Genomic DNA, 23522 nt, shown 5'->3' with positions numbered 1-23522 from the left:
CGGTACTAATGATTGGTTTTCCTTCAATTAAGTTATGAAGGTTTTTTGCTGTGGGTAAAGTTAGTACTTTTTATAGTAACCGGTATCTCACCCTCCGCGTCAAGGCTGCTCATTTTTTCTGAAGTGCCTGATAATAAAGGAGGTTACGAGGCTACCATCGATGGTGAATTTTTCTCCTGAAGATGAGTTGAAGTGAGTTAGTATTGTTTTTTGTTATATATAGTTGTTCTATAAAAACCATCATTTTAGTGTACTAATAATCAGGAGCGCTAACGTTAATTTTGTGCTGACTTTTTGTCGTTATCCATACACTGCTAACATGCCGCGGAGGTCTTCTAACGTGTTGATTTCGTCCGCTTTTTTATCCTGCCGCCAGCGGTTCATTCGCGGAAACCTTAGTGCAATACCCGATTTATGCCTGCTTGACGCAGCGATTCCCTCAAATGCAATTTCGAACACAAGTTCGGCCTTCACCGTTCTTACGGGACCGAACTTTTCCAGGGAGTTACGCCTGATCCAGTTGTCTACCTGCGCAATCTCTTTATCCGTGAGGCTGGAGTAGGCCTTGGTAAAGGGAATAAGCTGCTCGCCGTCGCGCACGGCGAAGGTGTAGTCGGTGTAGAGGTTCGACCGGCGGCCATGCCCCTTTTGGGCGTATATCATCACTGCGTCTATCACCAGCGGGTCCACTTTCCACTTCCACCAGTCGCCACGTTTGCGACCTACCTGGTAAGGAGAGGAGAGGCGTTTTAACATGAGCCCCTCACTGCCCTGGTCGCGGGCGGTCAGGCGCAGACGAGTAAGGTCTTCCCAATGATCGAAGGTGATTGAAGCGCTCAGGCGAAGTGCCGGGTGGTTGATCTCTTCGACTAGTTGTACGAGCAGTGCGCGGCGCTCCTGTAACGGCCGCTCGCGTATATCTTTGCCCTGCCATTCCAGGAGGTCGTAACTGAGCAAAACCACTGGCGCTTCCTGTAGTTGTTTTTTTGTGACGTTCTTACGGCCGATACGCGTTTGCAACGCCTGGAAGGGCAGCGGCCTGCCCTCTGCCTGGTCGAAAGTGAGTATCTCCCCATCGATCACACAGCCATTAGGTAGCAGGGACAGCAGCGGCGTAAACTCCGGGAACTTTTCAGTGATGAGTTCTTCCCCGCGTGACCAGACAAATATTTCGTCATTCCGTTTGATGAGTTGCCCGCGGATGCCGTCCCACTTCCATTCGGCGTTCCATTCAGACGGGGCTCCCAGTTCGTCAGCGCCACTTTCCAATGCGTAAGCGAGGTAAAAAGGATAGGGCTTGGAGTTGTCGGTCTGCGCATTCTCAGCGTTCAGCAGGTCGCTGAGCAACGTGGTGCGCGCATCCCAGTTACCGCTGATCAGGTGCGATAATGTGGCCGCAGGTATGTCGTAGGTTTTCGAAAGGGCGTTAACCATCATACTTTGCGACACTCCGATGCGAAAGCCGCCGGTAATCAGTTTATTAAAAACGAAACGTTCGCTGCTTTGCAATTCGTCCCAGGTAGTAAGAATGAAATCTTGTTTGATGGATTCCTCCGCCTTTTCCAGTTCGAGTAGTCGTCCGAGCCAGTAATGCAGTGGACGCGCTTCCGCTTTACGGGAAGGCTCCGGCAACAGTAATGCGATCGTTTCGGCCAGATCGCCTACCGTGTGGTAACATTCGTCGAACAGCCAGTCGCTAAGCCCGGTCAGCTGCATGCACCACGTTTTGAGCTGGGTGGAATTAACCACCCGCTTCGGCCGGCGGCCGGAGAAAATTGCCAGCACCCACGACTTGTCTTTCTCATCCGCCGTAGCGAAATACTGACTGAGTGCGTCGAGCTTTTCATTGGTTTTGGTGCTGTTACTGAGTGTTTTTACCAGGCTTGCAAAGTGGTGCATATCCGCTCTTCATTTAGGATGGTTCTGATTCGTTCTCGGTCACCGGTTCTTCCTCTTCTCCAAACTGGGTTTTTACTTCCCCGGCTTTAAGCCCCTGTTCGGTCAGGTAGCGTGCAAAGGTGCTGCTAAAGCCATGGGTGGCCAGTACCTGCTCTGCCCCGGTGGCTTTTACCGCCGCGAGCAAGCCAGGCCAGTCAGCATGATCGGAGATCGCGAAGCCCGCATCTGCATTTTGCCTGCGCATATTTCCCCGTACCTGCATCCATCCGCTGCAAACGCCCAGTGCGTAGGGATTAAACCTGCGCATCCAGGTGCTGCCCGCGGCGGAAGGCGGTGCAATGATCACCGCATCTGCATAAGCGGACTTGGGTGTGTCTGGCGTGATGCGCTCTACCGGTGGCAGGTTCCAGCCATGTTCGAGTAACACCTGGTGACCGTTATAAATCGCACCATGTACCATGAACTTCTGTACATGATCTTTCAGGTTATAGATAATCCGCTGCGCTTTACCCAGGCTGTAAGCCAGCAATACACTGTTTTTGCCGGCTGCCTGGTTGGCGCTGATCCAGTCGCGGATGTTGGAGAATAGTTGTTGCTGCGGCTTCCAGGTGTAGATGGGCAGGCCGAAGGTGCTTTCGGTAATAAAGGTGTGGCACTTTACCGGCTCAAACTCGCCACTGATGCCGTCGTTCTCGGTTTTGTAGTCGCCGCTGGCCACCCAGGTTTGTCCCTGTACGGTTACTTTTACCTGCGCAGAGCCTATCATATGCCCGGCAGGATGAAAACTTACTTCCACGCCATTGATGAGGGTTGTTTCGCCGTAACCGGCTCCCTGTACGGAAATATCCTTGCCCAGGCGCAGTTGCAGTAATGGAACGCTGTCGTGCTGACAGAGGTAATGTTTACTGCCCCAGCGTGCGTGGTCGGAGTGGGCGTGCGTAATCACCGCCTTATCCACCGGCTTCCAGGGGTCGATGTAAAAGCCGCCGGCCGGACAGTAAATACCGTTATCGGTGAATTGAAGTACGTTCATAACGGGGATGTCATCAATAAACAGGCCGTTCTGCAACTGCTAGCCCCTTTTTCGTCATCGCGACTGAAAGGAAGCGAACCTCCGGGGCAGTCTCTGAGTCACGGCAGGCGGCTGTTAATGCGAAGACTACATACGAGGGTGGCCGCGCTTCGCTCGCCATGACGAAAGTACTACACGCGCTTCGCTCGACATGAAAGTAGTACGCGCGCCTCGCTCGACATGAAAGTAGTACGCGCTTCACTCGCCATGACGAATAGCGAAACAGTTGCTGAAGTGAGTGACACAACGGCGGCTGAAAAAAGAACAAAAGCTGGTGCTAGCATCTATTTTTTATTGGTCATAATTTTCTCCTTCATCTGCATCATAAATCCCTCGCGGTATGTGTCGCCGATGGGGATGGTTTCTTTCGTATGTTCGAGGTGTACCTGGTTGCCTTCGATCATGCGGATGAAGGTGGTGGCCAATATGAAAGACTTGTGGGTGCGGTAGAATTTTGGCTGCGTCAGTCTTTCCTCCAGGTCGCGGATGTTTAACAAGGCGATGATGCGCTCGCCCTGGCGGGTGTGGATGGTGACGTAGTTTTTGAGTCCTTCGATGAACAGTATGTCGTTGATGTTGATTTTTAACAGCTTGCCCTTCTGCTCCGTTTTTACGAAGATGTAATCTGATTCTTCGACAGGTTGAGCCGGCAATGAAGGTTGTATAAGCGACAAGGCCCGTTGCGCGCCTTTAATGAAACGGGCGAAGGATATGGGTTTCAGCAGGTAGTCGACCACTTCGTTTTCAAAACCTTCCATGGCGTACTCGCTGTAGGCGGTGGTTAGGATAACCTTACTTTTTCCGTTGATCGCTTTAATGAAATCGATGCCCGTCATAGAAGGCATCTGCACATCCAGGAAAATGAGATCAATCTTTTGCTGGTTCAATAACTGCAAGGCTTCCAGCGGTTCCGTGGTGGAATACACCAGGTTCAGGAAAGGCGTTTTCTCAATATGATGCGTAAGCAGGTCGATGGCATGCTGCTCGTCGTCGATGATTATACAGTTGATCATGGCCTACAGGTTAGTGATTAACGTTGTGATATAGAAATGCTCGTCCTCCTGGATCTTAAAGTCGTATTTGTTGCCGTACATTAGCTCCAGCCGGGTGCGTACGTTTTGTATGCCGATGCCGGTAGACAGCTCTTTGGGTCCTTTTTTCTTCTTGTTACAAATATAAAAACGAATCCGGTCCATATTCGCTTCCAGCTGAATAATGAGCGGATTGGCCGGGTCGGACAGGTCGCCGTGTTTAAACGCATTTTCTACCAGCGTGATGAGCACCAGCGGGGTAATGCGGGCGCCGGGGTGCTGTATGTCTTCACTGTAAAGGATGTTGAGTTTATTGTTGAAACGCATCTGGTTAATCTCGATCACGTTTTTCATATGCGTGATCTCGCTGCTCAGTGCCACTTTGCCATTGGCATCTTCCTCTTTGCCCAGTGCGTAGCGCATGATGTCGGAAAGCAGCATTACGGCGTTAGATACTTCTTCGCTGAGCGGCACCGTTTTACTGTAAATGAAGCTGAGGGAGTTGAACAAAAAGTGTGGGTTGATCTGGTACTTGATGGCGCTGAGTTCCGCATCCAGTTTCTGTTTTTCCAGTTCCTTCTGGCGTTTGCCGCGCTGGTTCCAGAGGATGATCATGCCGATGATGAGCGAAAAGAACAGGGCCGACATGTAGTTGATGGCCTGCGCCATGATGAAAAACAGGGAGCGGTGTAATTGTATGAAACCCTCTATGCGCGCGGATGCGGGGCCGCTGCCGGTGTTGATCTTTACATTGTCCATGGTATGAAAATCCATCCAGAAGCTGTAGCCGAGTTTCAGCAGGAAGAAACCGATTGTGAGCAGGAAAAACCTTCCCAGTTTTCGTTTATCGAGGAACGGTAGGACGATCACAAAAATCAGTACGTAGTAAGTAATGGTGGTTATGAGTATGGAACCCAGGCGAGCCAAGAGCTTCTGCGGCCACAGGTTGTACGCCGCTTCAGCTGCTTCCGGCACCAGCGAAAAGGCGACCAGTAGCATGAGTACATAAAAGGCTACGACGGATACGAATATGACCAGCAGCCGCTTCCATTCACTTTTAAAAAATCGCCCGATGGCGTGTAAGATGTTCTTCATGGTTAGTTGCTAAAAATACCAGCCCCCGGAATGGCGGAACGGGGAGCTGGCTGAATTTACAATTTAATCTTAGAATGTGTTCACATTGGTACGGTTGGTTTCTGCTTCTATTGCATTTTTACGTGTTTTACTTTGCTTCACATTTTTGTTGCCAAAACGATAGGTGAACACGAACGCTACGGTGCGGGTGTCCATATTGATTTTGTTGGTGGTTTTAACGTTCTGGTAATCGACATCAATGTCGTATTGTTTGGTGTTTAGAATGTCGGTCACGCCCAGTTTTAAGGTGCCGGCGTTCTTAAGTATGTTCTTACGAAGTCCCAGGTCGATGGCGCCCATGGTGTTGATGGCGGCGTAACCGGCGCTCATCGGCGTCATCATTTGTCCGTTCACTTCTAAGAAAAAGCTTTTAGGCAGGTTGACTGTAGTTTGCAGGTTGGCGTTAGCAGCGATGCTTTTTTTCTGGAACACCTCACCGCCGCCCATGTCGGTTTTTATGTTGATGTACATGCCGGTTACTACAAATGTGGTGTGAATCTTTTTAGTCAGATTTTTGGTGAGTACCACGTTCGCATACACCACATCGAATTTACCCAGGTTGTCGTACCCGTTGATCAGGATCTTTTTATCCGGGTCCAAACGGAAAGTGGGACTCAGGTTGTCTTTGCCATGCACATACCCAACTGTGGTGAACAACATGTATTTGTGCGACCAGGTGGCTTCTACGGTGCTGCTCAGCGATGGCCTGATGTTTGGGTTGCCCTGCTGGTAAGTGTACGCATTTTTATACGTGATAAACGGGTTCACGATCTCGTAACCAAAACGCTGTATGCTGCGGCGATACGATACGTTGATCGAGTTCGTCATGTTGTGTGCATAGCTGATGCTGGCGCTCGGAAACAGCTGTGCATAGTTGCGATCAAACTTTTCGCCGGTCGTAAGCGAGTGGCCGGATGCGTGGGTGTGCTCCATACGCAGTACGGCATTGTAGGTGAGTTTCTTCACTACTTTGTTCAAGCCCACATACGCTGCGTTCACATTTTCTTTGTAGATAAAGTGATTGGTTTTGCCGTCGTCATTCAGCCAGGCATTGCCGAACTGGTTCTCCCAGATGGTATTATTATCGGTTTTGGTAAAAGTCGATTTGAGCCCTGCTTCCAGTTTGGCGAACTTGGTAGGTTGTACAAAGTCGGCACTCATGGCGTACAGGTAAATTCGGGAGTCGGAGTTGTTGCGGATGTTGATAGGTGTACCTACTTTAACATCAGATCCGTTCATACGCTGCGAAGAAAAATGATCGTCCCAGTCTTTGTTGTAATTGAAGTAATCGATGTTGATGGTCAGTTCGTTCTTCTTTTTCTCGCTACCAGTTTTGAAGAATACGTTCACAGACGGGTTCAGGATGTCCTGGTCGCCCGTGGCGCGCTGCTGGGTACCCGAATCGATGGGCTGGCCGGGAAAGCCGAGCTTCGTACGGTTGTCGGAGGTGCGGTAGCGATCACTTAAAGTACCTTTAACGAGTACGCCGAGCGAAGTAGTTTTGTTGATGTCGTAGTCCATACCGATACGGGCATTGCCGGTGTTCTTACGTTCCCTGGCAAAGTCCCCGTCACGGATCAGGTAGTCGTCTTCGAAATAACGGTTCGACTTTGTTTCGACAAACTGCCGGGTGTACAGGTGATCGTATCCACCATACAAATTCACTTTCTTTTTGCGGTAGTTGAGCGTGAAGCCAGCATTGCCGCGGGTATAACGACCCTGGGTAACGCCCAGTGTCGTAGTGCCGTTAACGCCCATGTCTTTGGGTTTGTTCATCTTGATATTGATGATCGCCGCGCCCTGCGCATCGTAGCGGGTGGATGGGTTGCTCATCAGTTCGATCTTGTCAACGCTGGATGCAGGCAGCCCGCTTAACTGGTTCTTCAGGTCTTCGCCGGAAAGATTGGACGGACGGCCGTCGATGTAAACGTTCACCGACTTGCCGTTCAGTTTCAGGTTGCCGTCCTGGTCGGCCATTACGCCGGGTGATTTGGACACGACCTCGAAAGCATTGCTGCCCGCCGCAGCGGCACTCTGCGCAACGTTCACTATCATCTTATCGCCGCTCATGGTAATAGCAGGTTGTATAGTGGCCACGGTTACGCCTTTCAGGTCCTTAGCGCTGGAAATCATGCTGATGGGGGCAACATCCAGCATTTTATCGGCCACCGTAAACGGACCAGCCAGCGTATCGCGATAGCCTAAAAAGGAAATGCCGAGGCTGTAGCGGCCGGTGTCCAGGGATTTAAATGCGAAGGCGCCCTGGTCGCTGGTAAGTTGATTACTTACCTGTTTGCCATTTTTGAAAAGCGTTACACTTGCTTGTTTGAGTGGCGTGTTCGTGTCAGTTACTTTGCCTTGGAGGCCACCATTTTGTGCGGCGGCTGCCAGCGGGGTAAGGAGGGTGATAAACAAAGTCAGGTATAAAAGTGGTCGCATAGTGGGTTGTTTTAACGAATACAAAATTACAGGAGATTTCAGGGGCTCGAAAAACGATACACCAACCGGTGTTTTTTGGGTATAAATCGGTTTGGCAGGATGTAAGTTACGCAAAAAGGGCCGCCGTGTACCGGCAGCCCTTGAATATGTTGGTAAGGTGACTTATTGTAAAGCGTTCATTTTATAGTCCGCGCTGTCGCCTTTCTGGATAATGTAGATGTTCTTGTTCTCAAAGTAATCAGGCGTTTCTGCACCTTGTTTCAGGTAGATCGGCTGAAAATTGAAGTTGGTGTACAGCTTCAGCGGCTCGCGGTTCAGCGATTTGTTGAAGTACATGCCGTCCTGCTGCAGCAGCTTCAGGAAGTACCAGGTATACTCAAAGCCCTTAAACGCCATGTCCGACGGGCGGCTTTTGTACGTTCTACGGAAGTAGTCGTTGATGTATTTGCTGTAACTGTCAGTCTTATCGTTGAAGTAAGGAGTGGAGTAGTACAGGGTTACGCCTGCATATTCCGGCTCTTTAAACTTCATCACGTCCCAGGTAGGCATACCAAACACCTGGATGGGGTAGGTGGTGGCCAGCGTAGCCATTTTGCGTACGATAGAACGGGCACCGGCTTCGTCCAGCGCGGTTACGATGCAAAGGTTGGGTCTGTCTGTCAGTAAGTATTTAGACAATTCAGATTCGCTGGTTGCATCGCTCCAGATCACTTCACGCACGCGTGATTTTTTGTCGTACGCCATTTTTTCGTTGGACGCTTTGATGTCTTCCGCCAGTTTCGCTTCGAAGCTGTTATTGCGGCGCACGATCAACACGTTACGATTGGCAAAACCTTTCTGCACATATTCCTGGATCGCTTCCACATGTGACTTTAACGTACTGTTCGTGATCAGCAGGAATGGATTGTCAGTGATGCCGCCGTCGTTCGGGTAAGTGGCGGAAATGAGGTTTACCTGTTTCTCTTTCGCAAAGTCACTCAGGGTCTTCAGTTCCGGCGTACTTACCGCGCCGATGATCAGGTCCACGGCATCCAGCTGTTTGTTGCGGATGAGGGCGGAAACATCGTTCTGGCGGGCTTTATTATCATATACGAACACGTTCAGCGCCATTCCCTGTTTTTCCAGGGAGTCGAGCGCCAGTTGTACGCCTTCATAAAATTCGAGTCCGGGTAATACGTAGCGCGGCATGGTGCGGCCGGGCAGGTCGGTAGCGTTAGCAAAAACAGAATCGAGGTAAAGTGGTGCAAACACCGCTACGTTGTACGAAGCTTTCTTTACTTCTTTACCAAAAGCGGGCACATTGAATGGCGCAGCTTTGGAGGTTTCTTTTTTAGGCGCTTCCGGTTTTTTTCTTCTACAGGTTTGGAAAGGGATGGTGGCGGCCCGTCTGTTTTGGCAGGCGCCTTTTTAAAAACGGAGCAACCCGACAGCAGTACGGCGCAAACCGTAATGATGGCCAGGCTGTGGAGTGACGTTGATCGGTTCATAGCGTCCAAAAATTACAAAAATCGTTCCCAAGTGTGCCTGGGAGCTGGTGAACAGGTGTTTTCAGAAATAATACTGGCGGCCTTTGCGGAGCCGCCAGTACTGTATTATCGGGTATTATTCCCACTCGATGGTGGCTGGCGGCTTCGAACTGATGTCGTACACCACCCGGTTAATACCTTTCACTTTATTGATAATGTCGTTAGATACTTTAGCGAGGAACTCGTACGGCAGATGCGCCCAGTCGGCGGTCATACCATCGGTAGACGTTACTGCACGCAAGGCGATAGTAAATTCGTAAGTCCGTTCGTCACCCATTACACCCACGCTCTGCACCGGCAGCAGGATGGTGCCCGCCTGCCAAACCTGGTTGTACAGGCCGGATTCTTTCAGGTTCTCCATGTAAATAGCATCGGCTTCCTGCAGCAGGGCTACTTTTTCAGCGTTGATCTCGCCCAGGATGCGGATGGCCAGACCAGGACCCGGGAAGGGGTGACGGGCCAGGAACACGTCGCTGATGCCGATTTCTTTACCTACACGGCGCACTTCATCTTTAAAGAGGAAACGCAGCGGCTCTACCAGCTGCATGTTCATCTTCTCCGGCAAACCACCCACATTGTGGTGCGATTTGATCGTGGCAGACGGGCCATTTACAGAAACCGACTCGATCACGTCCGGGTAAATAGTGCCCTGTCCGAGGAAGGAAATGTCCGTCAGCGCGGTGGCTTCCTGCTGGAACACTTCGATGAACAGGCGGCCAATGATCTTACGTTTTTGCTCCGGATCTTTCACACCGTCTAATTCGCCGTAGAACAGATCTTTTGCGTTGATGCCTTTTACGTTCAGGCCCATATGTTTATAGGAGTCCAGTACGGTTTCGTATTCGTCTTTACGAAGCAGACCGTTATCCACAAAAATACAGAACAGGTTTGCGCCAATCGCCTTGTGGATCAGTTCTGCTGCTACGGTAGAGTCAACCCCACCGCTCAGCGCCATTACCACGCGTTTATTACCTACCTGCTGGCGGATGCGCTCCACCGTTTCCTGCACGAAGGCAGCGGGTGTCCACTCCTGTTTCATACCGCAGATGTGTACAAGGAAGTTGCGAACGATTTGTTTACCCTCGATGGAGTGCGTCACTTCCGGGTGGAACTGGAGGCCGAACATCGGGTGGGTGGTGAGGGTGGTGCATTTAAAGGCAGCTACCGGGATGTTTTCGGTGGTAGCGATCACTTCAAATGCCTCGGGGCTGCGCACGATAGAGTCGGCATGGCTCATCCAAACCTGGCTCTGTGCGCTGATATCAAATAACAATTTTTCTTCTTTGTCCTGGTGTGTCATGTACGCCCGGCCGTACTCGCGGAAGTTGCTTTTGGCCACTTCACCGCCAAATACTTTGGCCATCAGCTGCGCGCCGTAGCAAACGCCCAGTACGGGTACTTTTTCCGCCATGGCCGCAATGTCCACCAAAGGTGCATTGGGATCGTTAACGGAAAACGGGCTGCCCGAAAGGATCACGCCTTTGATACTGCTTTCCCAGTTGATCGGGGAGGTGCAGGGCTGAATTTCACAATACACATTAAGCTCCCTGATAACACGTGCAATCAGCTGCGTATACTGGGAACCGAAGTCGAGGATCAATATCTTTTCTGTCATGATGGGTGCAAAGATAGGTTAAAGCCTGAAAAGGAGAAAAGCCGATCCGCGGGATTTCAAAATTGAGCACGCTCCAATGCGCAGCTTTTTGTAATTTTCTGCTGTTTTTCAATCCACCCAAAAATCGTCATATCTAAAATTTAGCTTTTATGAGGAATATATTTACCTGCCTGCTCCTGGCCGTTACTACTGTATTTGTTTTTAGCGGATGCGATGAAATGATTGGTAATGAGCGCGTTAAGGGAAACGGTCATGTAGTAAAGCAAGCACGTGAAGTAGTACCGTTCCAGCGGATCGATATCCGCGGCAGTATGGATGTATACATACACCAGGGCGCCACCGCCAGAGTAGAAATTGAAACGGACGAGAACGTGCAACCTTACATTGAGCTGGAAGCTGAAGAGGGAGAGCTGATCGTAAAACAACGCAATAATACTTCCATCCGCACGAGCAAACCTGTTCGGGTATACATTACCGTTGCTTCTCTGGATGCGGTGTCGCTCTCCGGGTCTGGTAATATATATATGAAGGATAAATTTACTGCCGACGATAAAATGCTGTTCAGCCTGTCCGGGTCGGGTGTTATTAAAGCCGCCGAACTGGACGCGCCGTCGGTGGACGTAGAAATTGCGGGCAGCGGCGATATGGAACTGAAGGGTAAAACCCGCGATATGAACGTAAGTATTGCCGGCAGCAGCAACTTCCATGGCAGCGAACTGCTGGCCGAAAATGTAAAGGTGGATATTTCAGGCAGTGGCGATGCGCACGTGTATGCCAGCATCAAAATAGAAGCGAACATTGCCGGCAGCGGCGATGTGCGCTACCGTGGCGACGCTACGGCGGGAAATACGAGCATCGTCGGTTCCGGATCGGTACGTAAGGAATAGAGCGGGTTGGTCAGTCTTATTAAAAAAATAGGTAAGTTTACGCCTCAATTGTTGCATTCGGAATACCAACTATGACAGACAATCCTAAGATATTGGTGATTTATTTCACCCAAACTGGCCAGCTGAAAGCGATTATTGACCGGGTATTGGCGCCTTTGCAGGGAAAGGCCGATATCAGATTTGAGCAGATTGTGCCCGTGGCACCTTTCCCGTTTCCATGGACCAAACAGCAATTTTACGATGCCATGCCGGAGTGCGTGCTGCACAGGCCTCGGGCGATCGAACCCTTGAAGACCAGTGCGGACGAGCATTTCGACCTGGTAGTCCTCGCTTATCAGCCTTGGTTCCTGTCACCATCACAACCTGTAACGGCATTTCTTCAAAGTGAAGCCGGTAAACGTCTGTTAAAAGGAAAGAATGTGCTCACCCTCGTTGGCGCACGCAACATGTGGCTCAATCCCCAGGAAAGAGTAAAACAATATCTGAAAGATGCCGGCGCCAACCTGGTTGGTAACGTGGTGCTGGTGGATAAACATAATAACCTGGTATCTGTACTCACTGTTTTCCGCTGGGCGTTCAAAGGCCAGAAGGAAGCGAGTGGACTGCTGCCCGAAGCGGGCGTTAGCTCGGCGGATATACAGGCGGCCTCCCGCTTCGGCGAGCCGATCGCCCGGGCGCTGGTCACGAAAGACTGGAGTAGTCTGCAGCCCGCGCTGCTTAAACTGGGCGCGGTGGAAATCAACCCAGGCCTGGTAGTGCTGGAAGCCCGTGCACAAAAGCCCTTCCGCTTCTGGGCAGGTTACATCGCCGAAAAAGGCGGTCCCGGCGCGGCGGAAAGACAAGGTCGTATCAAGATGTACCGTACCCTGCTGATACTGGGCATATTTACCCTTACACCGATATCTGCTATATCTGCTAAATTTGCGGTTATTTTTAAGAAGAAAGAGCTGGAAGACGAGGTGGAATACCATAAAGGTGTTTCGCTGCGTTAACGCAATTGACGGCTTATCTGTAATTTTGCGCCCGGAAAGTGAAATGAATATGATTTTCGGGCAGTACAGCCGGACCCTTAATGGGTATTTACGTTTAAGATTATATATTTACGACCGCAATAACTTTTAAATTCAGACATGAAAGAAGTTTATATCACGAGGCTCGCAAAATTTTTACCCAATGAGCCGGTGGGGAATGACCAAATGGAGAGCATACTGGGGATGGTAGATGGCAGGCCTTCCCGTGCGAGATCGATCGTGCTTGGCAATAACAAGATCAAAACGCGTTATTACGCCCTCGATAAGAACGGAAAAACGACCCACACGAATGCCGAGATGACAGCTAAAGCGGTTGAAGGATTGTTTGATGAAAAGTTCCCAATGACCAAATTACAGCTCCTGGCCTGCGGCACCACATCGCCTGACCAGTTGCTGCCTAACCACGCCGCCATGGTGCACGGCATCCTGAAATGCCAGCCCGTTGAGCTGATTGCCGCCACAGGCGCTTGTGCCGCTGGTATGCAGGCTTTCAAATACGCTTTTATGTCTATTAAAAGCGGCAACTCCGAAAATGCAGTAAGCACCGGTTCCGAAAAATTCTCCAGCTGGTTGCTGGCCGAAAAATTCAACCCGGAAACAGATAACCTCAAGCAACTCACCGAAAACCCGATCATCGCTTTTGAAAAGGATTTTCTCCGTTGGATGCTGTCCGACGGTGCCAGCGCGGCGCTGTTCCAGGACAAACCTAACGAAGATGGCTTAAGCCTGCGTGTCGATTGGGTAGAAATTGCTTCCTACGCACACGAACTGGAAACCTGCATGTACGCCGGGGCGGTAAAACAACCCGACGGCTCCACAACAGGCTGGATCGATATGAGCCCCGAGGAGTGGGCGAACAACAGCGTGTTTTCCTTTAAACAGGATACCCGCCTGCTGGGCAAAAACATCGTTCCTTCCGGCGCTAAAATGTGGAAAGAATTAGTAGAGAAACATAATATTGACATCGATAAGCTGACCTACTTCCTGCCACACCTGTCTTCTGAATTCTTCCGTATGAAGATCGACGAGGAAATTACAAAACTGGGAGTACCCATCCCGCAGGAAAAATGGTTTACGAACCTTACCCGCGTGGGTAACGTTGGTACCGCATCTCCTTATTTCATGCTGGAGGAACTGCTGTCGGGCGGCCAACTGAAAAAAGGCGATACCATTGCGATGATGGTGCCCGAAAGCGCGCGTTTCTCATACGCTTACGCACACATCACCGTAGTGTAACCACCAGATCTATACAAGTCAATATAACCTGGGGGCCGTTGCGGCGGCCTCCTTTTTTTATTGAATGCATAAATTGATACTTTTAACCCTCAAAAACTGCCGGACATGAAAAAAGAAGAAGTACCCCAGGACGGGGAAAATATGCATCAAGGCACATTTAAACAGCTTTTTTATGCCGTGGACGATAGCGGGAAGTACACCACCGCCACCAGCGTTGGATGGGAGCCCGAAAACATCGCCATGTCACAGGCCTGGGAAGAGATCAATGAGAAAGTGGAACAAACACGCGCAGCCGTGCTCGCCGGAAAGCTGAGCCCCATCGCTTACTATATGGAGAAATCCCTGCTCACCCTGCCGCAACTGGCCGGTTACGTGGGTAAGTGGCAATGGCAGGTAAAGCGGCACATGAAGCCGGATGTATTTCAACATTTAAGCGAAGACCTGTTACAGCGGTACGCATCTACCTTTAATATTACGGTAGCTCAACTTAAACAAGTACAATAAGGTCTTATGATAGATTTCAAACACCAGCAAACAGCGCATTGCGAATGCGGCGTAGTGTCGAACATGTTTCGTCATTACGGACTGGAGATCAGTGAGCCGATGGCTTTTGGTATTGGTGCGGGCATCTTTTTCGCCCACCTGCCATTCGTGAAAGTGAATGGTGTTCCGGGCAGTACCTACCGTGTGGCACCCGGACAAATCTTCAAAAATGTTTGCAAGAGGGTAGGCGTGGAGGTGAAAACGCAGAAGTTCGGTACGCCCGAAAAAGCCATGGCCGAACTGGACCGCGTGCTGGAACAGGGAACGCCCGTGGGCATGCTCAGTTCCGTGTACTACCTGCCTTACTTCCCCGAATCTTACCGCTTTCACTTTAACGCCCATAACCTGGTCGTATACGGTAAAAAGGACCAGGACACCTATCTCGTCAGCGATCCGATTATGGAAAGCATTACCGAGATAGACAGTAAAAGCCTGGCCCAGGCCCGCTTTGCACAAGGGTTTCCGGCACCGAAAGGGAAGATGTATTATCCCGTGAATGTGCCTAAAGCCGTATCACTCAAAAAAGGAATTGTAGATGGCATTAAACAAACCTGCCACTACATGCTGAAAATACCCCTGCCGATGTTCGGCGTAAAAGGCATTCGCTTCCTCGCAAAACGTTTGGCGAAATACCCGGAGAAAGTGGGTCCGCGTAAGGCATCGCTGTACCTCGGTAATGTGATCCGTATGCAGGAAGAAATTGGTACCGGTGGTGCCGGCTTCCGCTTTATCTACGCGGCTTTCTTACAGGAAGCTTCGCAGGTGCTGGACAAGCCCGAACTAAAAACGCTCGCCGGTGAACTCACGAAGATAGGTGACCTCTGGCGCAACTTCGCGTTCGAAGCAGGCCGTGTTTGTAAAAGCCGCTCCGCCGCAGGTACTTCTTACCAGGACTTAAGCAAACTGCTGCTGCACATTGCCGATACGGAAGAAGCGTTCTTTAAGAAACTGGCGCAGGTAAAATTGTAGTATGCACAGTTTCGCCGTTAACGCACTTTTTAAAACCTACAGGGGAGCACTGCAGCCAACATTGCAAGGCCTCAGCTTCGCATTTTCCGAAGGGAAGATAGCCGGGCTGCTCGGGCCCAACGGCGCCGGCAAAACCACCACTATTTCTATTTTGTGCGGACTCACGAAGCTGGACCGGGGCGAGGTACGTATTCATGACTTGCCACAGGATGCCGATCACCGCGAACAAATTAAACGACTGGTGGGTATCGTACCCCAGCAGATTGCTTTGTTCCCGCAACTGACGGCGATCGAGAACCTCACTTACTTCGGTAACCTGTACGGACTAAAAGGCAAATCCCTGCGGAAAAAAGTAGAAGATTACCTGGAGCTGTTTGGCCTGGAAAAGGCTGCCCACAAAGAAGTACACAAGTTTTCAGGTGGCATGAAACGCCGCACGAATATTATCGCCGCCATCCTGCACGATCCTAAACTGCTCGTACTCGATGAACCTACGGCTGGTGTTGACGTGCAATCGCGCAGTATGATCCTCCAGTTTTTGCGGGACTACAATAAGCAGGGCGTGAGTGTGTTATACACTTCCCATCTGCTGGAAGAAGCACAATCCATTTGCGAGGAAGTGGTAATTATGGACGAAGGTAAACTGATCGTACAAGGCCAGCCGATGGCGTTGATACAACAGAACCCCGCCTGCCGCAACCTCGAAGATGTGTTTTTACATTATACGGGTCACGCCCTGAGAGATTAAACCGAACGATGTTAAGGATACTTGCAACGATAAAAAAAGAATGGTTGCTGCTGATGCGCGACAAGGCCGGACTGGCCCTGCTGTTCATTATGCCCGTAGTGCTCATTACCGTCATGGCCGTTATCCAGGACGCTCCTTTTAAAGATTACCAGGAAGTTAAGTTCGATATACTCACCGTAGATAATGACCACGGCCGGCTGGCGCGTTATATTAAACAAGGGCTGGGTAACACCGGACAATTCAACATGCTCGACTCCCTGAATGGTCAGCCGATTACTACGGAAGATGCGATCCGTCGCGTCAATACCGGCGAATACAAGATCAGCATCATCATACCCAAAGGTGCTACGGCGAGTATCGTTAGCAATGCGAACAAGATCGTAAACGATATTTCGAAACGTATGGGCCTGCCTTCGCAGCTGCCTGTCAAAGTAGGTAACGACTCCTTAAACGTGCAGGTGTATTTTGATCCTGCCGCCAAAAAAGCGTTCCGCAGTGCTATTCACCAGGCGATCGACAATTTTCTTACCCAGGTGGAGACCGATCTGCTGCTCGAACGCATCCGCCAGCAATTGCGCAATAAAGATTCACTTTCTACAGATACGTTCCCGGCTATTCGCCTGAAGGCCGTAGGACTGGTTGAGCAAACCACTTCGCAGGAAAAGAAGATCGATGTGATTTCCAACTCGGTGCAACACAATGTGCCGGCCTGGAGCATCTTTGCCATGTTCTTTATCGTGATCTCGATTGCCGGTAACATGATCCGCGAGCGGGAAGACGGCAGCCTGTTACGCATGAAACTCATTCCAGGTTCGTACCTGCAAATTCTTACGGGCAAGATGTTCTTCTTCGTGAGCATTTGCGTGGTGCAGTTTTACCTGATGATATTGGTAGGCATGTACCTGCTGCCCGTACTGGACCTGCCCAAACTGGCACTCGGCCGCGATCACTTCGCTGCGTTCGTGACTGCCGTAAGCATTGGTTTGGCGGCTACCTCGTACGGTATTTTAGTCGGTACCGTATTCAGCACCCCGAACCAGGCGCTGAGTTTCGGCGCCATCTCTATCGTGATATTATCCGCCATTGGCGGTATCTGGATCCCATTGGACATCATGCCAGAAAACATTCAGTTCATGGGCCGCCTGTCCCCGCTCAGCTGGGGGCTGGATGCGATCAATGACCTGTACCTGCGCAACGGCGGGTTACGCATGATATTACCGGAGATCGGCCGCTTACTGGCATTCTGTTTGGTGATGCTCGGCGTGGCTGCCTGGTGGGAGAAACGCCGCATGGCCTAAGCCAGCCACGACAATAAATGTTTTCTAAACTATCTTAAATCGTTATTTTTACGACCGTTTGCCGGTAGCCGCATTGGTTACCCAACCTCGTAAGACAATATAAAAAGAGGTGACAACCTGCAACATTATGGAAGAATTAAAACTTAAACTGAAGCAACAGATTATCGAAGCCCTTAACCTTCAGGACACTAAACCCGAAGACATCGACGACAACGCGCCTTTGTTCGGCGAAGGCCTGGGACTCGACAGCATCGATTCGCTGGAGCTGATGGTGCTGCTCGAAAGACAGTACAACATTAAAGTGGAAGACCCGCGCGAAGGCCGTAAAATACTGGCTTCTGTGCAGTCGATGGCAGAATTTATCCAGTCTAAACAACCTGCGTAAGTTTTTATTTGCATGGCGGAACGTGTGTTTATAACAGGGATGGGGTTGATCACCGCCATTGGTGATAATGTGATGGAGAACCTGCGCAGCCTGCGTTTACAGCAGTCAGCCCTGGGGCCTACCCGCCATATAGATACCATTCATAAAGATATATTGCCCGTTGCCGAAGTGCGTCATAGCACGGAGCAGCTGGCAGTTATGGCCGGTGCGCCCGGTGTGCAGGGCTACACCCGCACCACCTTACTGGGCCTCATTGCCATGAAGGAAGCGCTGCAAAGCGCTGGTCTGACAGAAGCCGACCTCCCCGCCGCCGGTTTCGTAAACGCCTCCACCGTAGGCGGTATGTGTGATACGGAGAAAGTATATTTCGATATCATTAACCCCGACAAACAAGGCGAGTTCCTCGATTATATCGATACCCTCGATTGTGCCGATTGTACGCAGCGCATTGCCGACGAAACAGGTATTGGCGCACACATCGCTACCATCAGTACCGCCTGCTCCTCATCGGCCAACGCGCTTATGTACGGGGCGAGGCTCATTAAACACGGGCAGCTCGATCTTGCGATCTGCGGCGGTACGGAAGCACTTACGCGTTTTACCATCAACGGTTTCAATTCCTTAAAAAATATTGATAAACAGCATTGCAAACCTTTCGACCGGGACCGTAACGGGCTTAACCTCGGCGAGGGGGCCGCTTACCTCGTGCTGGAAAGTGAGTCGCAGGTGAAACGCCGCGGCGCGCGTGTACTGGCCGAACTGAGTGGATACTGTAATGCCAACGAGGCCTTTCACCCCACGGCGCCATCGCCGGAGGGCGACGGTGCTTACAACGCCATGAAACAGGCGCTGGCCATGAGTGGACGTACGATCGGCGAAGTGCAGTATGTAAACGTACACGGCACGGCCACGCTGAACAACGACGCTTCCGAAGGAAAGGCATTGCTGCGGCTTTTTGGAGATAAGGTGCCGATGTTCAGTTCTACCAAACCATTTACCGGCCACACGCTGGCCGCGGCGGGCGCCATCGAGGCGATCTTTTCCGTACTGGCGATCCGTGAGCAGATGGTGTTCCCTAATTTAAACTTTTCAGAAAAGATGGAAGAGGCAGACGTTACACCGGAAACCAGGTTGCTGGAGCAATTCCCGGTGCAGAACGTGATATCCAATTCCTTTGGCTTTGGCGGCAATAATGCCTCTTTGGTGATCAGCAGATATGAATAAACACAGGTGTTACATACAAGGCAGCGCGGCCATCTCCGCCCAGCACACCTTCGACGGCGATTTCTTTTCGGCGCCGATGGTAACGACCAGTACCAATAACCTGGTAGCTGCGGAGCCAGACTATAAAGCGTTCATTCCGCCGAATAGCCTGCGTCGTATGAGCCGTATGCTGAAGATGGGGCTTACCGCTGCATTAAAAGCCGTGCAGAACAGCGGTCAGCCTGCCCCGCAGGTAATCGTGACCGGTACTGGCAAAGGCAGCCTGTCCGACACCGAAAAGTTCATACGCGACATTGAACAATACCAGGAACGTGCGCTGAACCCCACGCCTTTCATTCAATCCACTTACAACTCCGTAAACGGGCTGATTGCTTTACAGCAACAAAGCACCGGTTATAATAACACCTTCGTACACCGCGGCTTCTCCTTCGAAAACGCGCTGCTCGACAGCATGCTGCAATTGCACGAAGGAGTGGGCAACACGCTTACCGGCGCGTTCGAGGAAATGACCGACGAACATTTTTACATCAAGAGTCGCATCGGTTTCTGGAAAGATACGCCTACCGGCAACGCTGCAATGTTTGATCATAACACAAGCGGCAGTATTTCCGGCGAGGGAGCTACGTTCTTTATGCTGGGAACGGAGCGCACACCCAATGCAGAAGCATGTGTGACCGGTATGAAAATGCTGTACAAGCCCAGTGCTGAAGCACTGAATAAAGCCTTGCCCGTGTTTCTCGAACAGCATGGCCTTAAGCCCACCGACATCGACCTTGTGATCACCGGCCGTAATGGCGACATCAATACCGATCATTACTACCGGGTGTTGTTGTCCGCACATTGTCCGGCTACACCTGAAGTTCCTTTTAAGCAACTGTGCGGCGAACACGATACCGCAGGCGCCTTCGCGGTGTGGCTCGGGGCGCAGATATTAAAGCACCAGCAGTTGCCCGACATGCTGCAATCCTATGCGACCAACGTGCCGGATCCCATCCGGCGAATATTGATTTACAATCATTTTATTGGCGAGCAGCACACATTTTTCTTGCTGGAACAAGCATAAGTGTATAATTTACCGTTCTTAATATTCCTCCCGAAAAGCCGGGGGCAATCTTTTATTTTAGCGGCACTTTAAATCAATAGAACGAACATGAATCTGCGTTATCGCGTGGGCGGCATTGTACTGCTGCTCCTCTCCTTATTTATGATTACCTCCTGTGGCGATCCGGGTCCACGGGTGCTTGTATTTACAAAAACAGCCGGTTTTTACCACGAGTCAATCCCCGATGGCGCTGCAGCAATTATCGAACTGGGTAAGCAGCATGGCTTTAAGGTGGATACCACCAGCGATGCTACCTGGTTTAAAGAAGATAAGCTGAAAAAGTATGGCGCGGTGATCTTCCTAAGCACGACCGGCAATGTGCTCAATGGCACGCAGCAGGTGGCGTTTGAACGTTACATTCAGGCCGGTGGCGGTTTTGTAGGTATACACGCCGCGGCGGATACAGAGTATGAATGGCCGTGGTATAACAAACTGGTAGGCGCCTATTTTAAAAGCCATCCCAACGATCCGAATGTAAGAAAGGCGATGGTGATGGTAACGGATACGGCGCATGCATCTACACGCGGTATGGCGGCCAACTGGGAGCGTACCGACGAATGGTATAACTACAAAAGCATCAATCCCGCCATTAAAGTACTCGCCAAACTGGATGAAAATTCCTACGACGGTGGCGAGAACGGCGACAATCACCCGATTGCCTGGTACCACGAATACGATGGCGGCCGCGCATTTTATACCGGCGGCGGACATACTTCCGAAAGCTTTAAAGAGCCGCAGTTCCTGCAACACCTGCTCGGCGGCATTCAATACGCAATGGGTAACAACACGCCGCTGGATTACAGCAAAGCATATGCAGTAAAAACGCCCGAGGACAATCGCTTTACCAAAACGATACTGAGCAACGACCTGAACGAGCCCATGGAACTGGCGGTGACCAGCGAAGGCGGCGCGTACTTCATCGAACGCAGTGGTAAGTTTTACTACTACAACCCTACCGCGAATAGTACTAAGGTTGTGTATACATTCCCGGTAATGCCGGATACCAAAGAAGGTTTTGGTAACGGTTTGCTGGGCCTCACCATCGATCCGAATTTCGATAAGAATCACTTCATTTACTTCTTCTATACACCGCCGACGATGCCGGCTGCACAACGTGTATCCCGCTTCGTGATGCACAGCGCGGACTCTATCGATCTGTCATCTGAAAAAGTGTTGATTACCATTCCGCTGGAACTGGAAGTGAGTGCGCATACAGGCGGTTCACTGGAATGGGATAGCAAAGGCAACTTGTTTATTTCTACGGGAGATAACACCGTGCCATTTGCATCCGACGGTTATGCGCCAATCGACGAAACGCCCGGCCGTATTACGTTTGATGCACAGCGTTCCGCTTCTAACACCAACGACTTAAGAGGAAAAATATTACGCATTCATCCTGAAGCAGATGGTTCTTACACCATTCCGGAAGGCAACCTGTTCCCGAAAGGTACTGCAGGCACCCGTCCGGAGATTTATACGATGGGCTGTCGTAACCCTTACCGGATTTCGGTAGACCAGGCGACAAATATTCTTTATTGGGGTGAGATTGGTCCCGATGCAGGCGACGATGGTAAGCAGGGACCACGCGGCTACGATGAGATCAACCAGGCGAAAACGGCGGGCAACTACGGCTGGCCTTATTTCGTGGGTGATAACAAGCCTTACCTGATGTATGATTTTGTTAACAAACAACTCGGGGCGGCTTTCAATCCTGAAGAAGTGGTAAACCCATCTTTGAACAATACCGGTGCAAGAACATTGCCGGCTGCCCGTAAGGCGATGATATGGTATCCGTACAACTTCTCCGAAGAGTTTCCGCTCATCGGCAACGGTGGCCGTTCTGCCATGGCTGGTCCGGTGTACCACTACAGCAAAGACCTGAAGTCTGATACTAAACTGCCGGAGTACTATGACAAGGCTTTGTTTATCTATGACTGGATGCGTAACTGGATATTTGCCGTTCGCCTCGACGAGCAGCAAAACTACAAACGTATGGAGCCGTTCATGGCCACCAACGGCGATTTCAGGCGCCCGATCGATATGGCGGTTGGTCCTAAAGGGGACTTCTATATCCTCGAATACGGATCTGTATATGGTGTAGATAACGACGATGCCCGGCTGGTACGCGTAACGTACAACGCCGGCAACCGTAAGCCACAGGCGGTAATCACTACTGCGGATACAGTAGGTTCCGCGCCACTCACCGTTCACTTCAGCGGTAAAGACAGCTACGATTATGACGAAGATGAGCTGAAATATGAATGGAAGTTCGAAGGCAATGCCACTTCTGATGCCATCAATCCTGAATACACTTTCAAGAACAACGGCACTTATAGTGCAACCCTCACCGTTACCGACCCTTCCGGCGAAAAAAGCACCGCAGAAATCCTGATCCGTGTGGGCAATACCCTGCCTGATGTGGCCGTGCGAAATACAGGCAACACTACTTTCTATTTTGATAACACACCACTGGAATACGCGGTAACCGTGTCGGATAAAGAAGATGGCACTATTGCTACGGAAAGACTGATGGTAGGTTTACATTACATGCCACGCATCAGCGGCCAGCCGCAGGTAGGCCACCAGCAGGTAACGGTGGTGCCGGCGCATCCGGGCAAACTGATCATGGAAAGCAGCGACTGTAAAGCTTGTCACCAATTAGATAAAAAATCTGTAGGTCCTGCTTTTGTGGAAGTAGCGAAAAAATACAAGGGCAATAAAGACTTCCTGGAATACCTGTCCTCCAAGATCATCAAAGGTGGTGGCGGTGTTTGGGGCGAACACTCTATGGCGGCGCACCCGCAACTGAGCACGGCCCAGGCAGGCGAGATCGTGAAGTACATTATGACGCTTGGCGAAGAACAGGCGAAAAGTTTACCGCAGCAGGGTTCTTTAACCTTGAAAGATCATTTGAAAACACCGGGAGGCAATTACATCCTGTCGGCCACTTACACCGATGGTGGCGGACAGGCAGTACCACTGAGTACAACCGCTTTGTTAAACCTTCGCTCCGCGAAAGTACAGGCAGAAGATGCGGACGATATCCGAAACATCAATCGCCAGTCTTCCGCACTGGGCAGCATTCATAACAAGAGTTGGTTCCTGTTCAAAAACATCGATCTGGCAGGCGTTCGCAGCATCACTTACCGCTACTCTTCGCTTAACCGCGATGGTGTGCTGGAAGTGCATGTGAAGAGCCCGAAAGGTCCGGTAATCAGTACCTTGAACTTTAAGCAGACCGGCGACTGGAACAAGTATATCGAAGTAATGGCACCGGTAACTGATCCGGGTGGCACCAACGATTTATACTTTGTGTTTAAGAAAGACGAGGAGCCGAATCAGCACATCTTCACGCTGGATTGGTTAGAGTTTAAGAAGTAATT

General features: G+C 50.7%; 18 protein-coding genes. 11 read left to right on the top strand and 7 right to left on the bottom strand.

Features of this window, described 5'->3' with window-relative positions:
- Nucleotides 1–300: 300 nt before the first annotated feature.
- From MKQ68_RS17275 to guaA, 7 genes are all read right to left on the bottom strand, one after another.
- Nucleotides 301–1899, bottom strand: coding sequence for an ATP-dependent DNA ligase (locus MKQ68_RS17275; protein WP_244842932.1), 1599 nt, complete (start codon nt 1897–1899; stop codon nt 301–303).
- Between the two features lie 13 nt (nt 1900–1912).
- Nucleotides 1913–2932, bottom strand: a complete 1020-nt coding sequence (locus MKQ68_RS17270) for a ligase-associated DNA damage response exonuclease (RefSeq protein WP_264280206.1) — start codon at nt 2930–2932, stop codon at nt 1913–1915.
- 323 nt (nt 2933–3255) lie between these two features.
- Nucleotides 3256–3984, bottom strand: a complete 729-nt coding sequence (locus MKQ68_RS17265; protein ID WP_264280205.1) for a LytR/AlgR family response regulator transcription factor — start codon at nt 3982–3984, stop codon at nt 3256–3258.
- A 3-nt stretch (nt 3985–3987) separates the two neighbouring features.
- Nucleotides 3988–5097 carry a sensor histidine kinase gene (locus MKQ68_RS17260; RefSeq protein WP_264280204.1) on the bottom strand — a complete coding sequence of 370 codons (1110 nt, stop codon included), beginning with the start codon at nt 5095–5097 and terminating at the stop codon, nt 3988–3990.
- A gap of 69 nt (nt 5098–5166) precedes the next feature.
- The gene (locus MKQ68_RS17255; protein ID WP_264280203.1) at nt 5167–7575 is read right to left on the bottom strand and encodes a TonB-dependent receptor; all 2409 of its coding nucleotides are present in this window, start codon (nt 7573–7575) and stop codon (nt 5167–5169) included.
- Between the two features lie 162 nt (nt 7576–7737).
- On the bottom strand, nt 7738–8874 hold the full coding sequence (locus MKQ68_RS17250) for an ABC transporter substrate-binding protein (RefSeq protein ID WP_264280202.1): 1137 nt from the start codon (nt 8872–8874) through the stop codon (nt 7738–7740).
- 303 nt (nt 8875–9177) lie between these two features.
- Nucleotides 9178–10716, bottom strand: coding sequence for a glutamine-hydrolyzing GMP synthase (gene guaA / locus MKQ68_RS17245; protein ID WP_264280201.1), 1539 nt, complete (start codon nt 10714–10716; stop codon nt 9178–9180).
- Between the two features lie 149 nt (nt 10717–10865).
- On the opposite strand from guaA, the gene MKQ68_RS17240 reads away from it, so the two are divergent.
- The 11 genes from MKQ68_RS17240 (at nt 10866) to MKQ68_RS17190 (ending at nt 23520) form a co-directional block, all read left to right on the top strand.
- On the top strand, nt 10866–11603 hold the full coding sequence (locus tag MKQ68_RS17240; RefSeq protein ID WP_264280200.1) for a head GIN domain-containing protein: 738 nt from the start codon (nt 10866–10868) through the stop codon (nt 11601–11603).
- A gap of 71 nt (nt 11604–11674) precedes the next feature.
- Nucleotides 11675–12595, top strand: a complete 921-nt coding sequence (locus MKQ68_RS17235; protein WP_264280199.1) for a hypothetical protein — start codon at nt 11675–11677, stop codon at nt 12593–12595.
- Nucleotides 12596–12733: 138 nt separating this feature from the next.
- Nucleotides 12734–13870 carry a dialkylresorcinol biosynthesis protein DarB gene (darB, locus tag MKQ68_RS17230; RefSeq protein WP_264280198.1) on the top strand — a complete coding sequence of 379 codons (1137 nt, stop codon included), beginning with the start codon at nt 12734–12736 and terminating at the stop codon, nt 13868–13870.
- Between the two features lie 105 nt (nt 13871–13975).
- Nucleotides 13976–14374 (top strand): flexirubin biosynthesis protein DarG, encoded by a 399-nt coding sequence (gene DarG / locus MKQ68_RS17225; protein ID WP_264280197.1) that lies wholly within the window; start codon nt 13976–13978, stop codon nt 14372–14374.
- A gap of 6 nt (nt 14375–14380) precedes the next feature.
- Nucleotides 14381–15382 (top strand): BtrH-related acyltransferase DarH, encoded by a 1002-nt coding sequence (gene darH, locus MKQ68_RS17220; RefSeq protein WP_264280196.1) that lies wholly within the window; start codon nt 14381–14383, stop codon nt 15380–15382.
- Between the two features lies 1 nt (nt 15383).
- A complete protein-coding gene (locus MKQ68_RS17215; RefSeq protein ID WP_264280195.1) occupies nt 15384–16130 on the top strand; it encodes an ABC transporter ATP-binding protein in 747 nt (248 codons plus the stop codon).
- 8 nt (nt 16131–16138) lie between these two features.
- The gene (locus MKQ68_RS17210) at nt 16139–17428 is read left to right on the top strand and encodes an ABC transporter permease (protein ID WP_264280194.1); all 1290 of its coding nucleotides are present in this window, start codon (nt 16139–16141) and stop codon (nt 17426–17428) included.
- Between the two features lie 127 nt (nt 17429–17555).
- Nucleotides 17556–17813: a phosphopantetheine-binding protein gene (locus MKQ68_RS17205; protein ID WP_244842952.1), complete on the top strand. Its 258-nt coding sequence runs from the start codon at nt 17556–17558 to the stop codon at nt 17811–17813.
- Between the two features lie 12 nt (nt 17814–17825).
- The gene (locus MKQ68_RS17200; RefSeq protein WP_264280193.1) at nt 17826–19037 is read left to right on the top strand and encodes a beta-ketoacyl-[acyl-carrier-protein] synthase family protein; all 1212 of its coding nucleotides are present in this window, start codon (nt 17826–17828) and stop codon (nt 19035–19037) included.
- Entirely contained in the window at nt 19030–20100 is a 1071-nt protein-coding gene (locus MKQ68_RS17195) for a beta-ketoacyl synthase chain length factor (protein WP_264280192.1), read from the top strand. The genes MKQ68_RS17200 and MKQ68_RS17195 overlap by 8 nt, the downstream gene beginning before the upstream one ends.
- An 87-nt stretch (nt 20101–20187) precedes the next feature.
- Nucleotides 20188–23520, top strand: a complete 3333-nt coding sequence (locus MKQ68_RS17190) for a ThuA domain-containing protein (RefSeq protein WP_264280191.1) — start codon at nt 20188–20190, stop codon at nt 23518–23520.
- The last annotated feature ends 2 nt before the right edge of the window (nt 23521–23522 follow it).

The organism is Chitinophaga horti (assembly GCF_022867795.2).
GTDB lineage: Bacteria > Bacteroidota > Bacteroidia > Chitinophagales > Chitinophagaceae > Chitinophaga > Chitinophaga horti.
This window is presented reverse-complemented; position numbering and strand designations above follow the sequence as displayed.